18 protein-coding genes are annotated in these 21,937 nt (G+C 66.4%); 13 read left to right on the forward strand and 5 right to left on the reverse strand.

Annotated features, from left to right (window positions below; translation table 11 throughout):
• Positions 1-86: 86 nt before the first annotated feature.
• On the reverse strand, positions 87-530 hold the full coding sequence (locus ASD71_RS22860) for a hypothetical protein (protein ID WP_056570065.1): 444 nt from the start codon (positions 528-530) through the stop codon (positions 87-89).
• 437 nt (positions 531-967) lie between these two features.
• On the opposite strand from ASD71_RS22860, the gene ASD71_RS22865 reads away from it, so the two are divergent.
• The 3 genes from ASD71_RS22865 to ASD71_RS22875 are packed head-to-tail and all read left to right on the forward strand — an operon-like array spanning position 968 to position 5,411.
• Complete coding sequence (locus ASD71_RS22865; RefSeq protein WP_056570067.1) at positions 968-2,977, forward strand: alkaline phosphatase family protein; 2,010 nt, start codon at positions 968-970, stop codon at positions 2,975-2,977.
• A 21-nt stretch (positions 2,978-2,998) separates the two neighbouring features.
• Positions 2,999-3,193 (forward strand): hypothetical protein, encoded by a 195-nt coding sequence (locus ASD71_RS22870; protein ID WP_082579026.1) that lies wholly within the window; start codon positions 2,999-3,001, stop codon positions 3,191-3,193.
• Between the two features lie 46 nt (positions 3,194-3,239).
• On the forward strand, positions 3,240-5,411 hold the full coding sequence (locus tag ASD71_RS22875; RefSeq protein WP_056570069.1) for a phosphocholine-specific phospholipase C: 2,172 nt from the start codon (positions 3,240-3,242) through the stop codon (positions 5,409-5,411).
• A 3-nt stretch (positions 5,412-5,414) separates the two neighbouring features.
• On the opposite strand, the gene ASD71_RS22880 is transcribed toward ASD71_RS22875, so the two are convergent.
• Positions 5,415-6,317: a LysR substrate-binding domain-containing protein gene (locus ASD71_RS22880; RefSeq protein ID WP_056570071.1), complete on the reverse strand. Its 903-nt coding sequence runs from the start codon at positions 6,315-6,317 to the stop codon at positions 5,415-5,417.
• A gap of 93 nt (positions 6,318-6,410) precedes the next feature.
• On the opposite strand from ASD71_RS22880, the gene ggt reads away from it, so the two are divergent.
• From ggt to ASD71_RS22905, 5 genes are all read left to right on the forward strand, one after another.
• Complete coding sequence (gene ggt / locus ASD71_RS22885; protein ID WP_056570073.1) at positions 6,411-8,039, forward strand: gamma-glutamyltransferase; 1,629 nt, start codon at positions 6,411-6,413, stop codon at positions 8,037-8,039.
• Between the two features lie 46 nt (positions 8,040-8,085).
• Positions 8,086-9,597, forward strand: coding sequence for an ABC transporter substrate-binding protein (locus tag ASD71_RS22890; RefSeq protein ID WP_056570075.1), 1,512 nt, complete (start codon positions 8,086-8,088; stop codon positions 9,595-9,597).
• Between the two features lie 129 nt (positions 9,598-9,726).
• Positions 9,727-10,671: an ABC transporter permease gene (locus ASD71_RS22895; protein WP_056316436.1), complete on the forward strand. Its 945-nt coding sequence runs from the start codon at positions 9,727-9,729 to the stop codon at positions 10,669-10,671.
• A complete protein-coding gene (locus tag ASD71_RS22900) occupies positions 10,668-11,546 on the forward strand; it encodes an ABC transporter permease (RefSeq protein WP_056570076.1) in 879 nt (292 codons plus the stop codon). The genes ASD71_RS22895 and ASD71_RS22900 overlap by 4 nt, the downstream gene beginning before the upstream one ends.
• Before the next feature lie 14 nt (positions 11,547-11,560).
• Positions 11,561-13,429, forward strand: coding sequence for a dipeptide ABC transporter ATP-binding protein (locus ASD71_RS22905; RefSeq protein WP_156395280.1), 1,869 nt, complete (start codon positions 11,561-11,563; stop codon positions 13,427-13,429).
• 573 nt (positions 13,430-14,002) lie between these two features.
• On the opposite strand, the gene ASD71_RS22910 is transcribed toward ASD71_RS22905, so the two are convergent.
• Positions 14,003-14,656: a LysE family translocator gene (locus tag ASD71_RS22910; RefSeq protein WP_056570587.1), complete on the reverse strand. Its 654-nt coding sequence runs from the start codon at positions 14,654-14,656 to the stop codon at positions 14,003-14,005.
• Between the two features lie 128 nt (positions 14,657-14,784).
• Between ASD71_RS22910 and ASD71_RS22915 the strand changes: the two genes are divergently transcribed.
• The 4 genes from ASD71_RS22915 (at position 14,785) to ASD71_RS22930 (ending at position 18,254) form a co-directional block, all read left to right on the forward strand.
• Complete coding sequence (locus tag ASD71_RS22915; RefSeq protein ID WP_056570589.1) at positions 14,785-15,321, forward strand: YaeQ family protein; 537 nt, start codon at positions 14,785-14,787, stop codon at positions 15,319-15,321.
• Positions 15,322-15,397: 76 nt separating this feature from the next.
• The gene (locus ASD71_RS22920) at positions 15,398-15,991 is read left to right on the forward strand and encodes a TetR/AcrR family transcriptional regulator (protein WP_056570079.1); all 594 of its coding nucleotides are present in this window, start codon (positions 15,398-15,400) and stop codon (positions 15,989-15,991) included.
• 117 nt (positions 15,992-16,108) lie between these two features.
• Positions 16,109-16,801: an SDR family oxidoreductase gene (locus ASD71_RS22925; protein ID WP_056570081.1), complete on the forward strand. Its 693-nt coding sequence runs from the start codon at positions 16,109-16,111 to the stop codon at positions 16,799-16,801.
• A gap of 19 nt (positions 16,802-16,820) precedes the next feature.
• Positions 16,821-18,254 carry a DHA2 family efflux MFS transporter permease subunit gene (locus tag ASD71_RS22930; RefSeq protein WP_056570083.1) on the forward strand — a complete coding sequence of 478 codons (1,434 nt, stop codon included), beginning with the start codon at positions 16,821-16,823 and terminating at the stop codon, positions 18,252-18,254.
• Between the two features lie 61 nt (positions 18,255-18,315).
• On the opposite strand, the gene ASD71_RS22935 is transcribed toward ASD71_RS22930, so the two are convergent.
• Entirely contained in the window at positions 18,316-19,440 is a 1,125-nt protein-coding gene (locus tag ASD71_RS22935) for a hypothetical protein (protein ID WP_056570085.1), read from the reverse strand.
• Positions 19,433-20,167, reverse strand: coding sequence for a cytochrome P450 (locus tag ASD71_RS22940; RefSeq protein WP_235512297.1), 735 nt, complete (start codon positions 20,165-20,167; stop codon positions 19,433-19,435). The genes ASD71_RS22935 and ASD71_RS22940 overlap by 8 nt, the downstream gene beginning before the upstream one ends.
• 47 nt (positions 20,168-20,214) lie before the next feature.
• On the opposite strand from ASD71_RS22940, the gene ASD71_RS22945 reads away from it, so the two are divergent.
• Positions 20,215-21,903, forward strand: coding sequence for a diguanylate cyclase (locus ASD71_RS22945; RefSeq protein ID WP_056570089.1), 1,689 nt, complete (start codon positions 20,215-20,217; stop codon positions 21,901-21,903).
• Positions 21,904-21,937 lie beyond the last annotated feature (34 nt).

The following is a 21,937-nucleotide window of genomic DNA, read 5'->3' on the forward strand; positions in this document are numbered from 1 at the left end:
AACTCCGGTCTATCTGTTGAAGCCCGGGATTGTGGACATGAAATATGACAGTAATGCGCACCAGACTTCGCGGACCTGTCACGCACCTACTTCTCCCGCGTAATCCCGCCCGGCGCATCCTGGGCCGCCGGCGCCGCCAGACGGCTGGCGCGGCCCGACTGTTCAACCGTCACGGCATCCGCCGCGATGTCACGCAGCAAAATTCCCGGCGCCACCTCCGCCCCGGCACGCCGTGCCAGCGGCGGCCCGCCGTCCACGCTCAACACCGCCGCGCCGTCAGGACCGGCTGCAATCACGCCCAGCACCGTGATCTGCGTTCGCATGGCTTCATCCTTGCCGAACCACAGCGCGACCGGCGTGTTGTCGGCCGCCCGCAGCGCGGCGGCAGAGACGGCCGGGGGCAGAGGGCCGGGCTGCGGCGCAAGCAGAATCGACGCCCACACGCCAAGCCCCGCGGCAAATGCCAGCACGGCAAGAACACGCAGCGCGGCGGGCGCGGAGGGCAGGGGCAGGCGCAGGGACAAAGGCATGGCATTCAGGCACGGTCAACAAGACGCGGCCGACTATAGCGGCGTTTCATGACAGTCATGCAATAGCGGCGATGTGGCGGTGTCTGACACCCTGGGGAGGTCGTCGTCGGCTTGTAGCGCCGTCTCAGCGGGTGTCAGACACCTGGGCAATACGCGCGACGCACCAGCCACACGCAAAGCGTCAGCACGACGCCGCAAGACACCGCCGCACCGGACGCCTCAAGAACTCATCCCCCGTGCCGCCGCCGCAAACCCTGCACTCCCTTGCCTCCGAAGCAATCAACCCGACCAAAATCCACCCCAGCATTGCGTCATACGCAAAAGAATCCTGATTCAGCAATCAGGGTTTCTCTCCTTTGCTTCACGGGTCTTTCACGTTCGGTCTCCACCATGTCGGCCAGCGTAAGACCCCCTTCATGAAAAAGAGAAGAGAAGCAATGCAGACATTGAATTGGAGAAGATGGTGCGCCACGTTGCTGGCGACCAGCGCGTTGGCCGGCTGTGGAGGCGGCGATGATGATGACGACGACGCGCCCGTCGCCCCACCGACACAGCCGCCCGTGACCGCCCCGGGCGAGGCGAGCGTCGACAAGGTGCTGTTTGTCGGCGTCGACGGCCTCACCTACGACGCGCTGCGTCGCGGCGCCGCCGACAACACGCTCCCCAACTTGAGCCAACTGACCGTCACCCGCGCCTGGACCGGCGGCGTCACGAACACGGTGACCCAGCAGCCCACGCTGACCGCCCCCGGCTGGGCCACCTTGCTGACCGGCCAATGGGCCGACGTGCATGGCGTGCGCTCCAATGCGCAAGGCCAGGGCATGAAAGCCCCCAGCCTGTTCCAACGCATCAAAACCGCCCAACCCGACGCCCGCACCGCCGGCGCCTTCAATTCGCCCGTCCTCGCCAGCCTGCTCGGCACCGACCGCGACGCCGGCTACGTACTGACGCTGACCGACTGCGCCGGCGCAGACGACTGCGTCGCCTCCCAAGCCCGCGACCGCATCGCCGAAGGCTACGACGTCGTCGTCGCCCAATTCGGCGCACCCGAACGCGCCGCCGCCGAAAACGGCTTCGGCGCCACCTACGAGGCCGTCATCCACCAGACCGACGCCGCCCTCGGCGTCCTGGCCAAGCAGCTCGCCGACCGCCGCGCCGCGCATCCCAACGAAAACTGGCTCATGGTCGTCGCGTCCAGCCACGGCCTCGACAAGACCGGCGGCAGCGACGGCCTGCCGTTCTCCTCCAACAAGACCATCCTGCTCGCTGCTAATCAACCGGTCCTGCTTGGCGGCAGCGCCGACGATGCCTCCTTCGACGGCGTATGGGACACCAATTGGTACGCGCTGCCCAGCGCCGCCGACGTCGCGCCCACCGTCCTCTCGCACCTCCACGCATTGCCCGAAGCCGCCGCCTACGACATGGCCGGCACCGCGCTCTCCGAGCCGCTCGCGCTGCGCCGCGTCGCCACTCGCACCTCCATGGACAACAAGAGCGTCACCGTCAGTTGGGTGCGCGTCGGCGAACCCGCCGGCGACATCGTCGTCAGCCGCGATGGCAAGGAAGTCGCGCGCCTGCCCGGCACCGCCACGGAATACGTCGACACCGGCTTCACCTTCGACGTCGAAGGCGTACATCAACTCGCCTACAGCGTCTCCGCCGGCCGCGCCGTCAGCGCTGCCCGCGCTTCGGTCGTCTACGCCAAGCCCATCTTGCTGCTGCCCTCGCTGCGCACCGGTCTCACCATGTTCTTCCCGTTCGAAGGCGACGTGGCAGACAAGGCGGCGGGCGGCGGCGCGATCACGCCGTACGACGGCGTGCAAGCCCCCGCCTACGCCGATCCCGGCATGCACGGCAAGAGCTTCCGCAACGAACGCAGTGCGGCCGCCCTGGGCGCCTTCAAGCTCGACTACCCCGCAGGCCTCATGGACAGCGTGCAGGCCTTCACGATCGGCTTCTGGTATCAGTCCGACGGCACCGCCAACGACCGGTCGATCCTGGGCAACAAGGACTACAACTCCGGCGCCAACCCCGGCATCACCATCGCCCAGTGGGCCGGCCCCGAGTTGCGATTCAACCTGGCCGGCGGTTCGCGCGCCGACATCGAAGGCGTCAAGTTCACGGCCAACAAGCCCGTCTACATCGCCATGTCCGTCAACAAGACGACCAAGACCATGGTCGCTTACCGCTACGACAGCGAACTGGGCTTCACGCGGCTCACGAAAGCCACCGGCACCGTCAACCTCGCGCAGATCGCCGGCGTGTTCGGCCCGCATATCGGCCTGAACGAAGACGGCCGCGGCACCTACGGCATCTGCTGCGCCGGCACCAAGGGCCCGTACACGATGGTCTTTGATGACCTGGCGTTCTGGTCGCGCGAGTTGACCGAGGAAGAAGTGAAGTCCCTCGCCATGTCCGGCAAGTCCGTCTCCGAACTGTTTCCCTGAAGTCCCAAGGATAGATACCCCATGAGCAAATCCATGATTTTGCGCGGTTTCCTGCGAGCCGGCGCGGTGCTGATGCTGACCGTCACCCTGGCCGCCTGCGGCGGCGGCGACGACGATGACGACGCGGGCACCCCCACCGACCCGGGCACCCCCACCCAGCCCGAGACGCCCGCGCCGCCGCCGCCCGCCAAACCCGAACTGCGTTGCGCGCCTTGAGGCTCGCCCTCCGCGCCCTTTGCATAGACCCTTAGGAAAAGCATCCGTGAAGTCCGAAAAAGACACGATCCACGCCGGCAAGCGCCGGTTCCTGCGCAACGCCGCCGCCTCCACCGCGGGGCTGACCGCACTGTCGATGTTCCCGCCGGCCATCCGCCGCGCGCTGGCCATTCCCGCCAACAACCGCACCGGCACCATCAACGACGTCGAGCACGTGGTCATCCTGATGCAGGAAAACCGCTCGTTCGATATGTACTTCGGTACGTTCAAGGGTGTGCGCGGCTTTGGCGACCGCATCACCATTCCGCTCCCGCAAGAGCGCTCGGTTTGGGAGCAGACCAACGGCACGCGCGTCGTCATGCCGTATCACCTGGACAGCACCCAGGGCAACGCCCAGCGCGTGGCCGGCACGCCGCACGACTACGTTGACGCCCAGATGGCCTGGGACGGCGGCCGCATGTACCAGTGGCCGCGCTACAAGCAGAACCAGTCCATGGGCTACTACCGCGAAAAGGAAGTGGAATTCCAGTTCGCGCTGGCCAACGCCTTCACGCTGTGCGATGCCTACCACTGTTCGACGCACGGCGGCACCAACACCAACCGCCTGTTCCACTGGACCGGCACCAACGACCCGCTGGCGCAGGGCAATGGCCCGTCCACCCGCAATCAATGGGATAGCCTGGGCGCTTCGACCACCGGCTGGACCTGGAAGACGTATCCCGAGCGCCTGCAGGAAAACGGCGTCACGTGGAAGGTCTACCAGAACCTGCCCGAGAACTTCGGCGACAACCCGCTGGCCGGCTTTCAGCAGTACCGCCGCGCCAACGAACTGGCCGGCAACGGCACCAATGGCGCGCCGTACCCCGCCTGGACGCCCAGCATGGATGCGTCCAATCCGCTGTACAAGGGCACGGCCAACACCATGCCCGACGGCGGCTTCCTGCAAGCCCTGCGCGACGACGCCCTCAACGGCACGCTGCCGCAGATCTCCTGGATCGTCGCGCCCGCCGATTACTCCGAACACCCCGGTCCGTCCAGCCCCGTGCAAGGCGCCTGGTACATCCAGGAAACGCTCGACGCGCTGACCGCCAATCCGGATGTCTGGAGCAAAACCGTCCTGCTCATCAATTTCGACGAGAACGACGGCTACTTCGATCACGTGCCGCCGCCTGCCGCGCCGTCGCTGAACGCGGACGGTTCCATGGCCGGCGCCTCCACCGTCAACACCGACCTCGAGCGCCACACGCACGCGTCCGCCCAGGACGCCGCCGATAACCGCGTCTACGGCCCCGGTCCGCGCGTCCCGATGTACGTCGTGTCGCCGTGGAGCCGCGGCGGCTGGGTCAATTCCCAAGCGTTCGACCACACGTCGGTGCTGCGCTTCCTGGAAGCCCGCTTCGGCGTGAAGGAAGAGAACATCAGCCCGTGGCGCCGCGCCGTGCTGGGCGACCTGACCTCGGCATTCAACTTCGCGACGCCGAATGACGAAAAGCTGCCGGATCTGAACATCCTGACCCGCACGGGTGCGGATCAGGAGCGCGCTGCCCAGCAAGCGCTGACTGCGGTGCCGCTGCCCGATCCGTCCACGCAGGCCAAGGGCGTGCAAGAAAAGGGCGTGCGCTATTCACGCGCCTTGCCCTACGAGCTGCACGCGAGCGGCCGCAGCCAGCCGGGCACCGGCAACATGTGGCTGGTGTTTTCCAACACGGGCAAACAGGCGGCGGTGTTCCACGTCTATGACCGCCTGCATCTGGATCGCCTGCCGCGACGCTACACGGTGGAACCGGACAAGCAGCTTGAAGGCAGCTGGGACACGGCGGCCGACGGCGGCAAGTACGACCTGTGGGTGTTGGGTCCCAACGGCTGGCACCGCCATTTCGCGGGGGATCTGGCGCACGACCGCACGGCGCAGCAGGATGCCGAGATCCGCGTCTGCTACGACATCGCCAACGGCGACGCCTACGTCAGCTTCATCAACGCCGGCAAGACGCCTTGCACGTTTGAGGTGACGCCCAACGCCTATTACGCCAACCACGAGCGCTGGACGTTCACGGTCCCGGCGGGCGGGCAGGTCGAGCAGCACTGGGCGCTGGCTGCCAGCCATGCCTGGTACGACTTCACGGTGCGCCTGACCGAGGATCCGTCGTGGCTGCGCCGCTTTGCAGGCCGCATCGAGACGGGCAAGGCGTCCGTCACGGACCCGGCCATGGCCGAGTAAGCCTCACGCGGCGGTCTGCGGTTCGCGTGCGCGGAAAGCCTGCGCGCACGCCTCGCAGATCGCCGCCGTGATGCCCTGGCGGGCGTGCTCGCGGCGTTCCAGCATGCCGATGGAGCGCGACAGGGGCCCGAGGTCTTCGGGCAGGTGAAAAATCCGCAGCTCCGGGCTGTGCTGCCAGTTCGCACCGTTGATCAGCGGCAGCAGCGTCACGCCGACCTCCTGGCGCACCAGTTCCACCAGTGTCTCGATCGCGTTCAGTTCCAGGAAGTCGTTGACGGGCACCGCCATGCGCCGCAGCAGGCGGTCGATCTGCAGCCCGGTGCGCTGGGTCCGGTCAAAGCGCAGGAAGGGATTGCCCGCCAGCACCTCGCGGGCATCCTTGCCGGCCGCCGAACGCGGGGCGATCACCACCATCTGTTCTTGATAAAGCGGCGTCCAGCGCGTGCTGGCCATCTTGCGGCCCGCCTCCACCAAAAACGCGGCGTCCAGCTCGCCGTCTTCCACCTTGCCCGCCAGTTCACTGGCCTTGCCCGACAGGATGCGCACGTCGAGCTTGGGATGGGCCTTCTTCAGCCCCGAGATGACCTTGGACAGCGTGCCCATGCAGGACACGATACTGCCCACCGACACCGATCCGGCCAATTCGCCGGGCGCCGTGCTCGGGCGCCTCAGTCTGTCGTATAAATCCAGCAAGTGCTTGATTTCGGGAAGCAATTCGCGCCCGGCCGCGTTCAGGATGGCCAGGCGCCCGCTGCGGTCAAAGAGCTCCCGCCCCAGTTCGGCCTCCAGTGAGCGCATCTGGAAGCTGACGGCCGCCTGCGTCAGGGCGACCTGCTCGGCGGCCTCGGAGAAGGAACCGTGGTGCGCGACCGCCAGAAACGTGCGCAGGAATCGGATCGTACTCATAAAAAATTCTTTTATGACGGAACAAAAAATCAAATTGATTTAATTAAAGCACGAGAGTAACTTCGCCCGCTTAACCGTTATGAGACCCGCCACATGAAATCCTTCGACTGGGGCAACCCGTATCCTTCCGTTCGCATCCCGCTGTTCGCCCGCAACGTGGTCTCCACGTCGCACCCGTTGGCGGCCCAGGCGGGTCTGCGCATGCTGCTCAAGGGCGGCAACGCGGTGGACGCCGCCATTGCGGCCGCGGCCACGATCGTCCTGGTCGAACCGGTCTCGTGCGGCCTGGGCGGCGACTGCTTTGCCATCGTCTGGGACGGCAAGGAATTGCACGGCCTGAACTCGTCGGGCGTGGCGCCCGCCGCCTGGAACACCGAATACTTCAAGCGCAAGTACGGCACTGGCGACAACGGCCTGGCCATCCAGCCCAAGCGCGGCTGGGACTCGGTCACGGTCCCCGGCGTGGTGGCCGGCTGGGCCGCGCTGCATGAAAAGCTGGGCAAGCTGCCGTTCGAACAACTGTTCGAGCCCGCCATCGAGATCGCCGAGCGCGGCTACGCCGTGCCGCCCGTGGTGGCGCACAAGTGGGCCGCCGCTGCCGAGGAACTGAAGTCGCAGCCCGGCTACGCCCAGGCCTTCCTGCCCGAAGGCCGCGCGCCCAAGGTCGGCGAGCACTTCCGTTTCCCCGACGCCGCCAACACGCTGCGCCGCATCGCCGAATCCAAGGGCCGCGACTTCTACGAAGGCGAACTGGCCGAGCGCATCGCCGCCTTCAGCAAGGAATGCGGCGGCGCGATGACGCTGGAAGACCTGCGCGGCTATCGCCCGGAATGGGTCAAGCCCATCTCCAAGTCGTACCGCGGCTACGAGCTGCACGAAATCCCGCCGAACGGGCAGGGCATCGCCGCGCTGATCGCGCTGGGCATCGTCGAACGCTTCGACATGGCCGACATTCCCGTGGATTCGGTGCAATCGCAGCACATCCAGATCGAAGCCATGAAGCTGGCTTTTGCCGACCTGTACAAGTACGTGGCCGACCCGCGCGCCATGCAGGTCACGCCCGAACAGATGCTGTCGGACGCTTACCTGGACAGCCGCGCCAAGCTGATCCGCCTGGACCAGGCCACCCACTTCGAAGCCGGCCGTCCGCACGCGGGCGGCACCATCTACCTGACCGCCGCCGATGAAAACGGCATGATGATCTCGTTCATCCAGTCCAACTACATGGGCTTCGGATCCGGCGTGGTCGTGCCGGGCACCGGCATCAGCATGCAGAACCGCGGCGTGGGCTTCTCGATGGATCCCAAGTCGGCCAACGTGGTCGAAGGCGGCAAGCGCCCGTTCCACACCATCATCCCGGGCTTCCTGACCCGCGGCGGCAAGCCGGTCATGAGCTTTGGCGTCATGGGCGGCGACATGCAGCCCCAGGGCCACATGCAGACCGTGGTCCGCATGATCGACTACCACCAGAACCCGCAGGCCGCGTGCTGCGCGCCGCGCTGGAAGGTCAACCGCGACTTCACGCTGGATATCGAGACCAATATGAAGGCGTCGACGATTGCGGGACTGAAGGACCTGGGGCATGCTCTGAAATCCGTTGACGATCCGTACATGGACTTCGGCGCCGGCCAATTCATCTGGCGCATGTCCGAGAACGACAACGAACTGGGCTACGTCGCCGCCAGCGACAGCCGTCGTGACGGCCAGGCGGTGGGTTTCTAAGCGGTTCCTGATACCGGCAAATGCAGCAACAAGGGGAATAAACACAATGAAACGCTTGACCATGACTTTCGGCGCCAGCTTGCTGGCACTGGCCGCCGGCGCCGCCAGCGCCCAGAACATCCGGATCGGCCTGCAGGAAGATCCCGATGTCCTGGACCCGCACCGCGCCCGCACCTACGTGGGCCGCATCGTGTTCACGTCGCTGTGCGACAAGCTGGTGGACATCGATCCCAAACTGCACTTCGTGCCGCAGCTTGCCACCTCGTGGTCGTTCAGCGACGACAACAAGGTGCTCACCTTCAAGCTGCGCGACGACGCGCTGTTCCACGACGGCGCCAAGTTCGACGCGGCGGCGGCCAAGGCCAACCTCGACCGCGCCATGAGCCTGCCGGACAGCCTGCGCAAGGGCGAGCTGCGCTCGGTGGCCAAGGTCGACGCGCCCGACGCCACCACGCTGGTGCTGACCCTGAAGGAACCGGACGCCACGCTGCTCGCGCAGTTGTCCGACCGCGCCGGCATGATGTTGTCGCCCAAGACCTTCACGGACGATGTCGCCGCGGTGGGCCGCAAGCCCATCTGCTCCGGCCCGTACAAGTTCGTCGAACGCATCCAGAACGACCGCATCGTCCTGGAGAAATTCGACCAGTACTACGGCGCCAAGGACTACGCGTTCAAGCGCGTGACCTTCCTGCCCATTCCGGACACCACCGTGCGCCTGTCCAACCTGCGCGCCGGCGACCTGGATATGCTCGAACGCCTGAATCCGTCCGACGCGCCGCAGGTCAAGACCGACGCCAGCCTGACGTTCGCGCCGGTCGCGGGTCTGGGCTTCCAGCAATTCATGTTCAACGTGGACAACGGCAAGCGCGCCGAAGACAACCCGTTCAAGAACAAGCTGGTGCGCCAGGCGTTCCAGTACGCCATCGACCGGAACGCCATCAACGAAGTGGCCGGCGGCGGCATCTTCGAACCGGCCCAACAGCCGTTCCCGCCCGCCAGTCCCTATCACAGCGACAAGTTCCCGGTCACCAAGCGCGACGTGGCCAAGGCCAAGAGCCTGCTCAAGCAGGCCGGTTTTGACCGCGTGAAGGCCGAGCTGGTGTTCGGCAACAACACCACCACCTCGTCCGTCGCCGAGATCGTGCAGGCCATGGCCGCCGAGGCGGGCTTTGACCTGTCCCTGCGTCCCACGGAATACGCCGCGCTGCAGAAGGAATCCGCCGGCGGCAACTTCCAGATCGTGATGCTGGGCTGGTCCGGCCGGGTCGATCCCGACGGCAACATCCACGCCTTCGTCACCTGCAAGGGCGCGCTGAACGACGGCCACTACTGCAACCCTGAAGTCGACAAGCTGCTCAATCAGGCCCGCACGGTCCCGGACGAAGCCAAACGCAAAGCTATCTACGACCAGGCGCAGGCCATCATCCAGGACGAACTGCCCGGCGTGTACAACTACTACCAGCCGTGGCCCTTCGTGATGGGCAAGAAGGTCCAGGGCTTCACGCCCTATCCGGACGGTATGATCCGGCTCAAGGGCGTGACGTTCGCGCAGAAGTAATGTCGGAGCGGCGAATGCCCGCCGCGCCCGCCGGACGCGCCTTGCGCGTCCGGTTGTCGTTTGCGGCGGACGCGCATCGGGCCCTGTCCGGCCGGCGCCGTCCGTCGTTCCAGTCTTACGGTTTCCCACATGCTTAAACTCATCTTGCGCCGCGTGATCGTCGCGATCCCGACACTGATACTGGTGTCGATGATCGTGTTCATGCTGCAGAAAATCCTGCCCGGCGATCCGGTGCTGACCCTGGCCGGCGAAGAGCGCGACCCGGCCGTCCTGGACTACCTGCGCGACAAATATCGCCTGAACGACCCGTTGCCGATGCAGTATGCGGCCTGGGCCGGGCAGGTCCTGCAAGGCGATCTGGGCAAGTCCCTGCGCACCGACGTCCCCGTCACGACGCTGATCGCGCAAAAGCTGCCCGTCACCCTGCAACTGGCCGCCATGGCGATGTTCTTTGCGCTGCTGGTAGGCATTCCCATGGGCATCATCGCCGCCGTGCGCAAAGGCAAGCCTGTCGAAATGGGGGCCAACATCGCGGCGCTATCCGGCATGTCCATCCCCAATTTCTGGCTGGGCATCATCCTGATCATGGTGGTGTCGGTGCAGTGGAAGCTGCTGCCGGCCTCGGGCTACGTGTCTCCCTCTGAAGACTTCTGGCTGTCGATCAAGACCATGCTGATGCCGTCGCTGGTGCTGTCCACGGCGATCGCGGCGTACCTGATGCGCCACACGCGCTCGTCCATGCTGGAAGCGCTGTCGGCGGACTACGTGCGCACCGCGCGCGCCAAGGGCGTGTCGCCGCGAAGCGTGGTGCTGCGTCATGCGCTGCGCAATGCGCTGATGCCGATCGTCACGCTGGTGACGCTGCTGTTCGGCGAACTGCTGGCGGGCGCCGTGCTGACCGAACAGGTCTTCACGATCCCGGGCTTCGGCAAGCTGGTGGTCGACGCGGTGTTCACCCGCGACTACGCGGTGGTGCAGGGCGTGGTGCTCTGCGTGGCGGTGGGCTTCATCCTGATGAACCTGCTGGCCGACATCCTGTACATCCTGGTCAATCCCCGCCTGAGGCACTCATGAGCGCAATTCCTGCAACGGCCGCAGCCGTCACGCCGCCCCGCAGCCGCAATCGCGCGTGGGCCAAATTCAAACGCAACCGCATCGCGATGCTCGGCCTGGGCATCGTGCTGTTCTTCGTGGTGGTGGCCATCCTGGCCCCGTTCATCGTCAGTCAGGATCCCCTGCAGACCAGCTTCACCACCATCCGCAAGGCGCCGTCCGCGGCGCATTGGCTGGGTACGGACGAACTGGGCCGCGACATCTACAGCCGCATGGTGTACGGCGCGCGCGCCTCGCTGATGGCGGGCCTGGTGTCGGTGCTGATCGCGCTGATCGTGGGCGTGCCTTTCGGCCTGGCCGCGGGCTACTTCGGCGGGTGGACGGACAGCATCATTTCGCGCGCCACCGAGGCCCTGCTGGCCATTCCCTTCCTGATCCTGGCGATTGCGCTGGCCGCCTTTCTCGGGCCCAGCCTGACCAACGCGATGATCGCCATCGGCGTATCGGCCGCGCCCAAGTTCATCCGGCTGACACGGGGGCAGGTGCTGGCAGTCAAGAACGAGGACTACGTGCAGAGCGCCCGCGCGCTGGGCGCGTCTGACCTGCGCATCATCGGCCGGCACGTGTTCCCCAACGTGATGCCGCCGCTGATCGTGCAGGCCACCATCACGATCGCCACGGCCATCATCGCCGAGGCCAGCCTGTCCTTCCTGGGCCTGGGCCTGCAGCCGCCGACGCCGTCGTGGGGCTCGATGCTCAACACGGCCAAGAACTTCATGACCCAGGCGCCCTGGATGTCGATCTTCCCCGGATCGGCCATTTTCCTGGTGGTGCTGGGCTTCAATCTGCTGGGTGACGGGCTGCGTGACGCGCTCGATCCGCGTCAGGAAAAGTAATCGATATGGCAACCATGGATTCCAACCGCGTCGTGCAGGTCAATGACCTGACGGTGCGGTTCAAAACGCCCGAACGCACCGTGGAAGCGGTGCGCAATGTTTCCTTTCACGTGAACCGCGGCGAAACGCTGGCCATCGTGGGCGAGTCTGGCTCCGGCAAGTCGGTGACCTCGCTGGCGCTGATGCGGCTGGTCGAGTACGGCGGCGGGCACATCGCCAATGGCGGGATGCTGCTGCGCCGGCGCAGCGGTGACGTCCTGGACCTGGTCAGCGCGCCCGATTCCACGCTGCAGCGCGTGCGCGGCGCGGACGTGGCGATGATCTTCCAGGAGCCGATGACGTCGCTGAACCCCAGCTTCACGGCGGGCAATCAGATTGCCGAGGCCTTGCAGCTGCACCAGGGCTTGGACGCGGCGGCGGCGCGGGCGGAGACGTTGCGCATGCTGGAGCGCGTCCGGATTCCCGAGGCGCGCGCCATTCTGGACCGCTACCCGCACCAGTTGTCGGGCGGAATGCGCCAGCGCGTGATGATCGCGATGGCGCTGTCGTGCAAGCCGCAACTGCTGATCGCCGACGAGCCGACGACCGCGCTGGACGTGACGATCCAGGCGCAGATCCTGCAACTGATCCGCCAGCTCCAGGAAGAAATGGACATGGGCGTGATCTTCATCACGCACGACATGGGCGTGGTGGCGGAAGTGGCGGACCGGGTGCTGGTGATGTACCGGGGCGACAAGGTGGAAGAGGGCGGGTCGGACGAGATCTTCGCGCGTCCGCAGCATGCCTACACGCGGGCGCTGCTGTCGGCGGTGCCGCGCCTTGGGGCGATGCAGGGCACGGACGAGCCGGCGCCGTTTCCGCTGTTGAAGGTGGACGAGGCGGTGCGGGTACCGAATCCGGCGCAGTTGGTGGACACGCCTGTGGCGGCGCCGTCGACGGTGCGACGCGAGAATGGGCCGGTGCTGAAGGTCCGGGATCTGACGACCAGCTTTGACATTACCGGCGGCATTCTGGGCCGGGTGCAGAAGCGGGTGCATGCGGTCGAGAAGGTCAGCTTTGACCTGTACCCCGGCGAGACGCTGTCGCTGGTGGGCGAGTCGGGGTGTGGCAAGACGACGACTGGCCGTTCATTGCTGCAGCTGGTCAAGAGCAAGAGCGGGTCAATTGAGTTCGACGGCAAGAACATCGGCGCGTTGCGGGGCAGCGCGATGCAGACGTTGCGCCAGCATATCCAGTTCATTTTCCAGGATCCGTTCGCGTCGCTGGATCCGCGGATGACGGTGGGCTATTCGATCATGGAGCCGCTGCTGATCCACAAAGTGGCGCGCGGTAAAGAGGCGCAGGAGCGGGTGCGCTGGCTGATGGACAAGTGTGGGCTGCTGCCCGAGATGATCGACCGCTATCCGCACGAGTTCTCGGGCGGACAGCGTCAGCGGATCTGCATTGCGCGGGCATTGGCGTTGAACCCCAAAGTGGTGATCGCGGACGAGTCGGTATCGGCGCTGGATGTGTCGATTCAGGCGCAGATCGTGAATCTGCTGCTGGATTTGCAGCGTGAATTGGGTGTGTCGTTTTTGTTCATCTCGCACGATATGGCGGTGGTGGAGCGGGTTAGCCACCGGGTGGCCGTGATGTATCTGGGCCAGATCGTGGAAATCGGGCCGCGGCGGGCGATTTTTGAGAATCCGCAGCATCCCTATACGAAGAAGCTGATGGCGGCGGTGCCGATTGCGGATCCGCAGCGGCGGCATCGGGAGCGGTCGCTGCTGGTGGATGAGATTCCTAGTCCGATGCGTCGGGTGGGGGATGAGCCGCTGGTGGAGCCGTTGGTTGCCGTGGGAGATGGGCATTTTGTGGCGCGGCATGCCATTGGGGTTTATTGAGGCGGCGGTTTCTGCTGCTGCTGCTGCTGCTGCTGCTGCTGCTGCTGCTGTTATTGCTGTTGCTGTTGCTGCTTGCGGCGGGCGGGGTTCTTGAGACGCGGCCGGCGCCGTGCCGGGTGCGAGCGAGGGGCCACGATTGCGGTCCGGAGCCTTCGCTCCGGACGGCCCCTGCGTCATCCTCGTTGGCGCCCTTCGGCGCCTGCCTTCGGATTCCCTTGGGCGCATCGACGCCCCTCGCTCGCACCCGTCCCGTCACCAGCCGCTCCGTGAGTTGCCGGCGTTGGGTGGCGGAGCGGGTGGAGTTCTTGCGTTTTTGCCTCGGGCGGGGCGGGGCGAAGGTCTTGCGGGGCCGCCAAAATCGGCCGCGCGGGCGGCCTTCTTTGGCGTTTGGGTGTCTTGCGTCGTGATGATGACGCTGCGCGCTGGTGGCGGGGTGTTTGTCGTTAGACGCCTGTGCGCGCCCGCGCCGCCGTCAGGTGTCTGACACCCCTACGAGATGGGCGTGGTATTGCAGCTGGCCTGCCCGGGTGTCTGACACCCATCGAAGCGCCAGCGTCGCTTCAAGCCTTTGAATCAGCGCTTCTCCAGCGCCAACCTCAACCCGAACGCAATAAACACCGCCCCGGTCACACGGTCCAGGCCGCGGGTGACGGCGGGGCGGGAAAGCCAGCGGGCCAGGGGCCGGGTTGCGGCCACCAGAAGGACGAACCACAGCATGCCGACGATCGCGTGAACCGTGGCGAGCAACAGGCTGAAGCGCAGGACGTCGGTGCCGGCGGGGATGAATTGCGGCAGGAATGTGATGTAGAAAACACCGACCTTGGGGTTCAGCGCATTGGTGAGGCAGCCGCGCACGAACCAGCCGGTGGCGGTGCTGCTGGGGCGGGCGGGAGTGGCCAGGATGCCGGTGGGTGATGCCATCGCGGTCTTGCGGCGGGAGCGGGTGCTCCACAGCAGCTTGATGCCCAGATAGAACAGGTAGATCGCGGCGCAGATGCGTAGAGTGTCGTAGGCGAGCGTGGACACGGCCAGCAGCGAGCCCAGACCGAATGCCGCGATGGCGCCCCACAGCAGGCAGCCGGCGCTGATGCCCAATCCGGCCATTAGCGCCCGGCGGCTGCCTTCGACGGCGGCGGTGCGCAGGACCAGGGCGTTGTCCAGGCCGGGCGTGATGGTCAGGATGGCGGCGGCCAGGGTGAAGGCTAGTAGGGCGGCGGTGGCGGTCATGGCGGGCGAATATTGAATGGCGCTGCCGGCAGGATTGGCCCGGCGGACGCCCGGCAAGTGTAACGCTCCCGCACCGCCCGGTTATCATGGCGGCCTTCCCGCAATTCGCTTTTGAACGGACTTACGCCATGGCCCTGCGCGCCACCATTTACAAGGCCGACCTGAACGTCGCCGATACCGATCGCCACTACTACGGCAGCCACGGGCTTACCGTGGCGCGCCATCCGTCCGAGACGGACGAGCGCATGATGGTGCGGTTGCTGGCGTTTGCGATGCACGCGCAGGAGGAGCTGGCGTTCACGAAGGGGCTGAGCGATACCGACGAACCGGACCTGTGGGTGAAGGACCTGACTGGCGAGATCAAGCTGTGGATCGAGGTGGGCCAGCCGGAAGAGCGCCGGATTCTGCGTGCCTGTGGCCGCGCCGATGAGGTGATCGTGTATTGCTATGGCGGGTCGGCCAGCAAGATCTGGTGGGATGGGGTGCGTAACAAGCTGGAGCGCACGCGCAACCTGAAGGTGGTGAATCTGCCGTCGGAGCAGTCGAAGGCGCTGGGCAAGCTGGCGGAGCGCACGATGCAGCTGAACGCCAATATCTCGGACGGCGTGGTGTATTTCTCGGCGGAGAAGGGCGAAGTGACGATCGAGCCGGAGGCCTGGCGTTAAAAATCGGGGCCGGGGCTTGCGCTTCGGAATATGGCGGGCGTAATATGACGATCATCATATTTTCGGTGTCGCGATCATGTCCGCCTCCCGCAAGGAACAATCCCACGAACGCATCGTCGATGCGGCTGCGCGCGCGATCCGGCGCGCGGGGTATTCCGGGGTAGGCGTCGCGGACGTCATGAAAGAAGCCGGGCTGACGCACGGCGGCTTCTACGCACATTTCCCGTCGCGCGATGCGCTGCTGGCAGCGGCAATGGAACGTGCCGGCCAGGACGGCGCGGCGCGGATGGCTCAGGGCATGGCGCGCCGCCGCGCCGAGGGCGCCAGCCCGTTGCGCGCCTGGGTGGAAACCTATCTCAGCGATGCGCATCTGACCGGCTGCGAACGGGGGTGTCCCGTGGCGGCGCTGGCGTCGGAGATTCCTCGCCAGTCGGAAGACGTGCGCGAGGCGGCGGCGAGTCGGGTGCAGCGGTTGCTGGAAGCGGTACAGCAGGTGCTGCCCGCCGATGCTGGCGACCACGCGGCGGCTGCGGTGTTGAGCACCCTGGTAGGCGCGCTGCAACTGGCACGGGCTTTGGGTGACAACCCGAGCGGACGCGCGGTGCTGGCATCCGCCCGCCAGACGGTCCTGGACCAGTACGACCATGAGGGCGCTGCAGCCTCTCACTGATTGATTTTCGCGGCCGCATTGCGCGGCCGTTTTGCTGTCCTTGAATATGATGGTCATCATATTTATAAATACCGAAGCCGACTCACTCACACCCATCACCCCTCAGGAATGCCCATCATGGAACTCAAGAACGCCGTAGTTTTCATCACCGGGGCCAATCGCGGCCTGGGTCTGACCTTTGCCCGCGAGGCGCTGGCCCGCGGCGCCCGTAAGGTGTACGCCGCCGCGCGCGATCCCTCCACCATCACGCTGGAAGGCGTGGTGCCGGTGAAGCTGGACGTGACGCGCGCTGAAGACGTGGCGGCCGCGGCGGAGCTGGCCAAGGATGTGACGCTGATCATCAACAACGCGGGCATTGCGGACTTCGGCGGCTTTCTGGCCCCGGGCAGCGTGGAGTCGGCGCGCCGTCATCTGGATGTGAATCTGTTTGGGCCGCTGCTGGTGGCGCAGGCCTTCGCGTCGGTGCTGGCCGCGAATGGCGGCGGAGCGATTCTGAATGTCCTGTCGATCGCGAGCTGGGTGAACAGCCCGGTGCTGGGCGTGTACGGAATGAGCAAGTCCGCGGCATGGGCGCTGACGAACGGGCTGCGCCAGGAATTGCGCGAGCAGAACACCCAGGTGCTGGGCCTGCACATGGGATTCGTGGATACCGATCTGACAAAGGGCATCGACGCGCCGAAGTCCACGCCGCAGGCCATCGTCACCCAGGCGTTTGATGCGCTGGAAGCCGGCGAGCGGGAAGTGCTGGCCGACGAACGGACCCGCCAGGTCAAGCAGGGCCTGTCCGCCAGTCCGTCGGTTTATCTGTAAACGCAAGGATCGGGTCGTCATGCGAACCAACTCCACTTCCGCGGGCGCTTCGGCAGCAGGCATGGGCGCCGCGTCGCCCGCAACCACCGCCCCGCAAGCCTCCCCCTGGCCCGTCTTCTGGATCGCCAGCATTGCCGTCTTCCTGGTGTCGCTGGACAGCACGATGCTGTACGCGGCATTCGGCGCCCTGCGGGAAGGGTTCCCGACGGCCTCCGCCGCTGACATGTCGTGGGTGCTCAACGCCTACACGGTGGTCTTTGCCGCAATGCTGATCCCATCGGGCGGATTGGCCGACACGCATGGCCGCAAGCGCATGTTCATGGGCGGGGTGCTGTTGTTCCTGGCGGCGTCCGCGGCCTGTGGGCTGGCGGCCACGGAACAGTGGCTGATCGCCGCGCGCGTCCTGCAGGCAGTGGGCGCGGCGCTCTTGACGCCGGCGTCGCTGTCGATCGTGCTGGCGGCGTTTCCGGCGTCGCAGCGGTCGGTCGCGGTCAGTCTGTGGGGCGCGGTAGGCGGACTGGCGGCGGCGGTGGGACCCAGCCTGGGCGCGTTCGTGGTGGACGTGGCGGGATGGCCGTGGGCGTTCTACATCAACCTGCCGCTGGGCGCGGTGTCGCTGTGGTTCGGCGCGGGGATGCTGAAGGAGTCGGTCAAGCCCGACGCGCGCCGCCGCGTGGATGGCGTGGGCATGGCGCTGCTGATGGTGGGCGTGGGCGCGGTGGCCCTGGCCATCGTGCAATCGGAATCGCCGACGTGGCAGCGCAGCGAACTGGCGATCGCGGCGGCGGTGGGCGTGATGGCGCTGATCGCCTTCGTGGCCTGGGCGCGCGTGACCCCGCACCCGCTTGTGGACCTGGCGCTGTTCAAGCACCGCACCTACCGCTACGTGAACCTGGCGACGCTCAGTTTCGGCATCGCCTTTGCCATGATGTTCTTCGCGTTCTTCTTCTACATGACGGGCGTGTGGCATTACAGCCTGCCGCGCGCTGGGCTGGCGGTGACGCCGGGTCCGCTGCTGGTGATGCCGACGGCGATCATCACCGGCCGGCTCGCGGCGCGGATGGGGCATCGGCCTTTTCTGGTGGGCGGCGCGCTGGTGTATGCGGCAAGCGGCTTGTGGTTTCTGCTGGTGCCGGGCGCCGAGCCCGCGTACCTGACCGAATGGCTGCCGGGTTTGCTGCTTAGCGGCATCGGCGTGGGCATGGTGCTGCCGTCGCTGTCGGGCGCGGCGGTGAACCGGTTGCCGGCCCAGCATTACGCCGTGGGCAGCGCCGTCAACCAGGCGACTCGCCAGGTGGGCGGCGTGCTGGGCGTGGCGATCACGGTCCTGCTGCTGGGACATGGCGTCGCCAGCCATGCGGATTTCTCGCCGATTTACGGCGCGCACGTGGGATTGGCGCTGTTGACGGCGCTGCTGTGCCTGCCGGTGGATACCCGGCCCAGGACCGCGTAACGCGCGCTGACGATAGGCAGGCGCGGCCAGCGCTGCGAGACAGACGCGCCGCGCCTGCCGTTTACAGGCAGGCGTCGCGCGACACGTTTGCGGGGTCCGTGCATGCCCGCCACGTCGTGGCCGGCATTGCCGGCACCAGCACCAGCCGGCTCATCGGGTCGGTGTACCAAAGAATCCGCCCGGGCTCGTGCTGCATGGCATTCCAGACCTTTTGCTGGACGGCGGGATCAAGCGCGCACTGACCCTGGTCGCCGGTCACGCCCTCGGCCAGCACCGTCTGGCTGCTTGGATCCCAAGACTCCATGTCAGTGTCGTCCAAAGCGACGTCGTCCTTGAGGCGCACGATGCGCCATGCGTTGCCGGGGACTTCGGTCGACAGCCGCGACAGCGCCTCGCGTTCGATCACGTGCAGGCGGTCCCGCAGGGCCACGGGTTCCGCATAGGCGCCGGGACCGTCGTTGCCATCCGGCGAAAGGAATGGAGGCTGACGCCGCACATAGCGCGTGGCCGGCCGGCCTCGTTCATCGTAGGTCTGCACCGCGATGGATTCGTTGGCGGCGCCGTCGATGACACGCAGCAGGGTGCCGGCTGCATCGCGGACGTAGCGCCGCCCGGGGGCCGCGTCCGTTGCATCGCCGCAGGGCCCGGCGATAAATGCCTGCAGCGTGCCATGCGCATCGCGTCGCAGGCAGACTTGGCCGACAAGCGTGTATGCCGCGCCCTGCGTCCGCTCGTACTCGGCCACGCGCAGCAGGGACCCGTCAGCGCCGTACTCGAATGCATGGCCGCCGGATACCGTCGGCTTCCCCAAAGCCCGCCGCTCCAGGTGCTCGACCCGGCAAAGCCGGCCGTCGGCGTCGAAAAGCAGTTGCGCATGGGCCGCGCCATTGCCGTCGACCACGCGGTAGGCGGTCCAGTCCACCTTGTCCATCCAGGTGCGCGGCAGCGGATCGCCGGAAGCTGTCAGCCAGATCGGTTGCGGATGTGTGGCGACGCGTTCGCCGTTGCGGCCCAGCAGGACGCGCGATTGCGTCACATCGACGGAAACGCGAAGCGCCGTCAAAGCGCCAGACTCGGAAAACCCCAAATCCGCAGGACCGCAGGCGGCCAAGGCCGAGGCGGCGTGCAGAACCGAGGCCGAGGCCAGCGCAGCGCCAAAGGCGATGCGGCAAAGACGATCACGCATACTGCAGCGCGTCCATGAACGTCACGAGATCCCAGAATTCCTTGGATACCCCGCCCAGGCGCAATTTGCCATCGCGTTCCTCAAACAGCAGGAACGGATACGCGTTGCGTGCGAAAACGCCCGATTCCGGCAGCCGGTAGGGCTTGAAGACCTCGGGGTCGTCGAAGTAGCGTTCCAGGCGCCCGCCGCCGTCCACATGCACGTACCGCACGCGCAGCGCGGGTTGCTGAAACGCCGTTTGTGTTTCGGGATAGATCCCGCCGTCGCCCGCCACGACGGCGTCGGACAGCGCGGCGAGGAAGACGCGCCGGATGCCGACAAAGTGGATTTCGCCGGATGTGCCGCCAGAAGGGGCTGCCGCCAGTTTTTCCAGCAGCGCCGTGGCGCGCGAGCCGGGCACGACCGTTCCGGCAAACAGGGTGTTGATGTCCCCCGGCTGCGCATCGGCCGATTGCCGCAGCCCGAGCAGGTCTTGCCGGAATTCGCCCAGCCATTGCTGATAGCGCACGTTTTCCGCATGGCGGTCGAAGGGCTGCGCGGCCGCGATGGCGGACTGGAAAGCCATCAGCGCCGCGGCGGCGGCAAGCCATAGCGGATACGCCAGCGCGGCTTTCCAACGAGGCCGCCGGCACGGCAAGGTTACGGAAATTAGGGGTCTCATAGGCTCGCGATCATATCTTCCGAAATGATGCAGTTTTGGTGCGAACCGTGACAGAATGTCAGCCACGCTGCGCCAGGCTGTACCGATGAATGTCGTATTGATCAGGTCCTGACATGCCCGCTACCGGTGATGCGTCCCCAACTCCACCGCCCGGCGATGCCGCCGGCGGTGCGCCGCGCGACCTGGACGGCCCGCTGGATAAGCTGGCGCGTCTGGCCTGCCGCATGTTTGGCGTCGACCTGGCCGCCATCATTTGCACCGATGCAGATGGCGTGTGGCAGGCGGCAGCCGGCGCGGCCTGCACCCATGCCCGGTGTCCGTGGTCCCTCGAACTCCCGGTGCGCGCCACGGACGGCCGCCTTCTCGGCGTCTTTCGTCTCGGGCACGGGCAGGCGCGCGATTTCTCGGATGAAGACCGCCAGGCCTTGCAGGACCTCACCAGCCTGGCGGCCGCGGCCGTCGAGAAGCGCCACGCGCTGGCGTGCGAGCGCGCCGACGAAGACACCTGGCGCGACGAGGCCCGCAAGCTGTCGCTGGCTATCGCGGGTAGCGGCACGGGGGTGTGGGACCGCAATGTCGTAACCGGGGAGATCACTTATTCGCCGGGCTGGAAGGCCTTGCTGGGCTACGGCGAATCCGAACTCACCACACGCATCGAGGACGCCTACACCCGTTTGCATCCGGACGACCTGATCTACGTGCGGGCCGCCATGCAGGATCACTTCGACGGCAAGACCGACAGTTACGAAGTCGAACACCGCATCCGGTGCAAGGACGGCAGCTACAAATGGATCTGCAGCCGCGGCAAGGTGGTCAGCCGCGACGAATCGGGCAGGGCGCTGCGCATGATGGGCACCACCACCGACATCAGCGCCGTGCGCGCCATGTCCGAAAGGCTCCAGCGCACGGCGGACCTTGTCGTCAACCTGACCGACGCGGTGCCCGGTCTGGTCTTCCAATGCCGGCCGTTGCCCGAGGGCGGATCGCGCTTCTCGTACGTCAGCGCGGGCATCTGGGACATGTTTGAACTCACGGCAGACGACGTGCGGGCCAGCACGACCGCCGTCGAACAGCGCATCCATCCGGAAGATCTGCCTGTCTATCGCGCATCCCTGCAGGCCGCAGCGGCGGCGCGGACCCCCTGGCATGTGGAGTTCCGCGTGTGCCTGCCCCTGCAGGGTGTGCGCTGGCGGCAGGGCGACGCGAGCCCAAGGCGGGACGCCGACGGCGCCGTGGTCTGGCACGGCTTCGTCACCGACATTACCGACCGCAAGCGTGCCGAGCTCGAACTGCGTGAGCTGGCCGCGACCGACGCGCTGACAACCCTGCCCAACCGCCGCCATTTCATGTCGCGGATCGCCGCGGAGCTGGCGCGGATCAAGGGTCACGGCGGACTGGGGTCGGCCGTGCTGATGTGCGACCTGGATCATTTCAAGCACATCAACGACACCTGGGGCCACGCCATTGGAGATGGTGTGCTGCAGCATTTTGCGAGCATGCTGCGCACGCAGTTGCGCGAGATCGACCTGGTGGGGCGCATCGGCGGCGAAGAATTCGCCGTCGTGCTGCCCGACACCGACATCGAACGCGCCCGCGTCTTTGCCCGCAACGTGCAGCGCCGCATTGCCGATACGCCCTATCTGTCTGGAGGGCGGCACATCCCGCTGACCGTCAGCATCGGGATTTCCGCCCTACATACCAAGGACGACGACGCTGAGCTGGCGCTCAGCCGCAGCGACCGCGCGTTGTATTACGCCAAGCAGCGGGGACGCAACCGGATCGAGTCGGTGTTTTCCCGATAGAACAACCCGTCCGGGCATTTGTTCCATTGACCGT

Source organism: Achromobacter sp. Root565 (assembly GCF_001427425.1).
GTDB classification, from domain to species: domain Bacteria; phylum Pseudomonadota; class Gammaproteobacteria; order Burkholderiales; family Burkholderiaceae_B; genus Achromobacter; species Achromobacter spanius_D.

Coding starts and splice junctions, on each gene's coding strand:
- ASD71_RS22925 (WP_056570081.1), top strand. CDS start 16,109: ATGGAACTCAAGAACGCCGTAGTTTTCATCACCGGGGCCAATCGCGGC.
- ASD71_RS22910 (WP_056570587.1), bottom strand. CDS start 14,656: ATGACCGCCACCGCCGCCCTACTAGCCTTCACCCTGGCCGCCGCCATC.
- ASD71_RS22895 (WP_056316436.1), top strand. CDS start 9,727: ATGCTTAAACTCATCTTGCGCCGCGTGATCGTCGCGATCCCGACACTG.
- ASD71_RS22900 (WP_056570076.1), top strand. CDS start 10,668: ATGAGCGCAATTCCTGCAACGGCCGCAGCCGTCACGCCGCCCCGCAGC.
- ASD71_RS22890 (WP_056570075.1), top strand. CDS start 8,086: ATGAAACGCTTGACCATGACTTTCGGCGCCAGCTTGCTGGCACTGGCC.
- ASD71_RS22905 (WP_156395280.1), top strand. CDS start 11,561: ATGGATTCCAACCGCGTCGTGCAGGTCAATGACCTGACGGTGCGGTTC.
- ASD71_RS22860 (WP_056570065.1), bottom strand. CDS start 530: ATGCCTTTGTCCCTGCGCCTGCCCCTGCCCTCCGCGCCCGCCGCGCTG.
- ASD71_RS22945 (WP_056570089.1), top strand. CDS start 20,215: ATGCCCGCTACCGGTGATGCGTCCCCAACTCCACCGCCCGGCGATGCC.
- ASD71_RS22865 (WP_056570067.1), top strand. CDS start 968: ATGCAGACATTGAATTGGAGAAGATGGTGCGCCACGTTGCTGGCGACC.
- ASD71_RS22935 (WP_056570085.1), bottom strand. CDS start 19,440: ATGCGTGATCGTCTTTGCCGCATCGCCTTTGGCGCTGCGCTGGCCTCG.
- ASD71_RS22930 (WP_056570083.1), top strand. CDS start 16,821: ATGCGAACCAACTCCACTTCCGCGGGCGCTTCGGCAGCAGGCATGGGC.
- ASD71_RS22920 (WP_056570079.1), top strand. CDS start 15,398: ATGTCCGCCTCCCGCAAGGAACAATCCCACGAACGCATCGTCGATGCG.
- ASD71_RS22870 (WP_082579026.1), top strand. CDS start 2,999: ATGAGCAAATCCATGATTTTGCGCGGTTTCCTGCGAGCCGGCGCGGTG.
- ggt (WP_056570073.1), top strand. CDS start 6,411: ATGAAATCCTTCGACTGGGGCAACCCGTATCCTTCCGTTCGCATCCCG.
- ASD71_RS22915 (WP_056570589.1), top strand. CDS start 14,785: ATGGCCCTGCGCGCCACCATTTACAAGGCCGACCTGAACGTCGCCGAT.
- ASD71_RS22880 (WP_056570071.1), bottom strand. CDS start 6,317: ATGAGTACGATCCGATTCCTGCGCACGTTTCTGGCGGTCGCGCACCAC.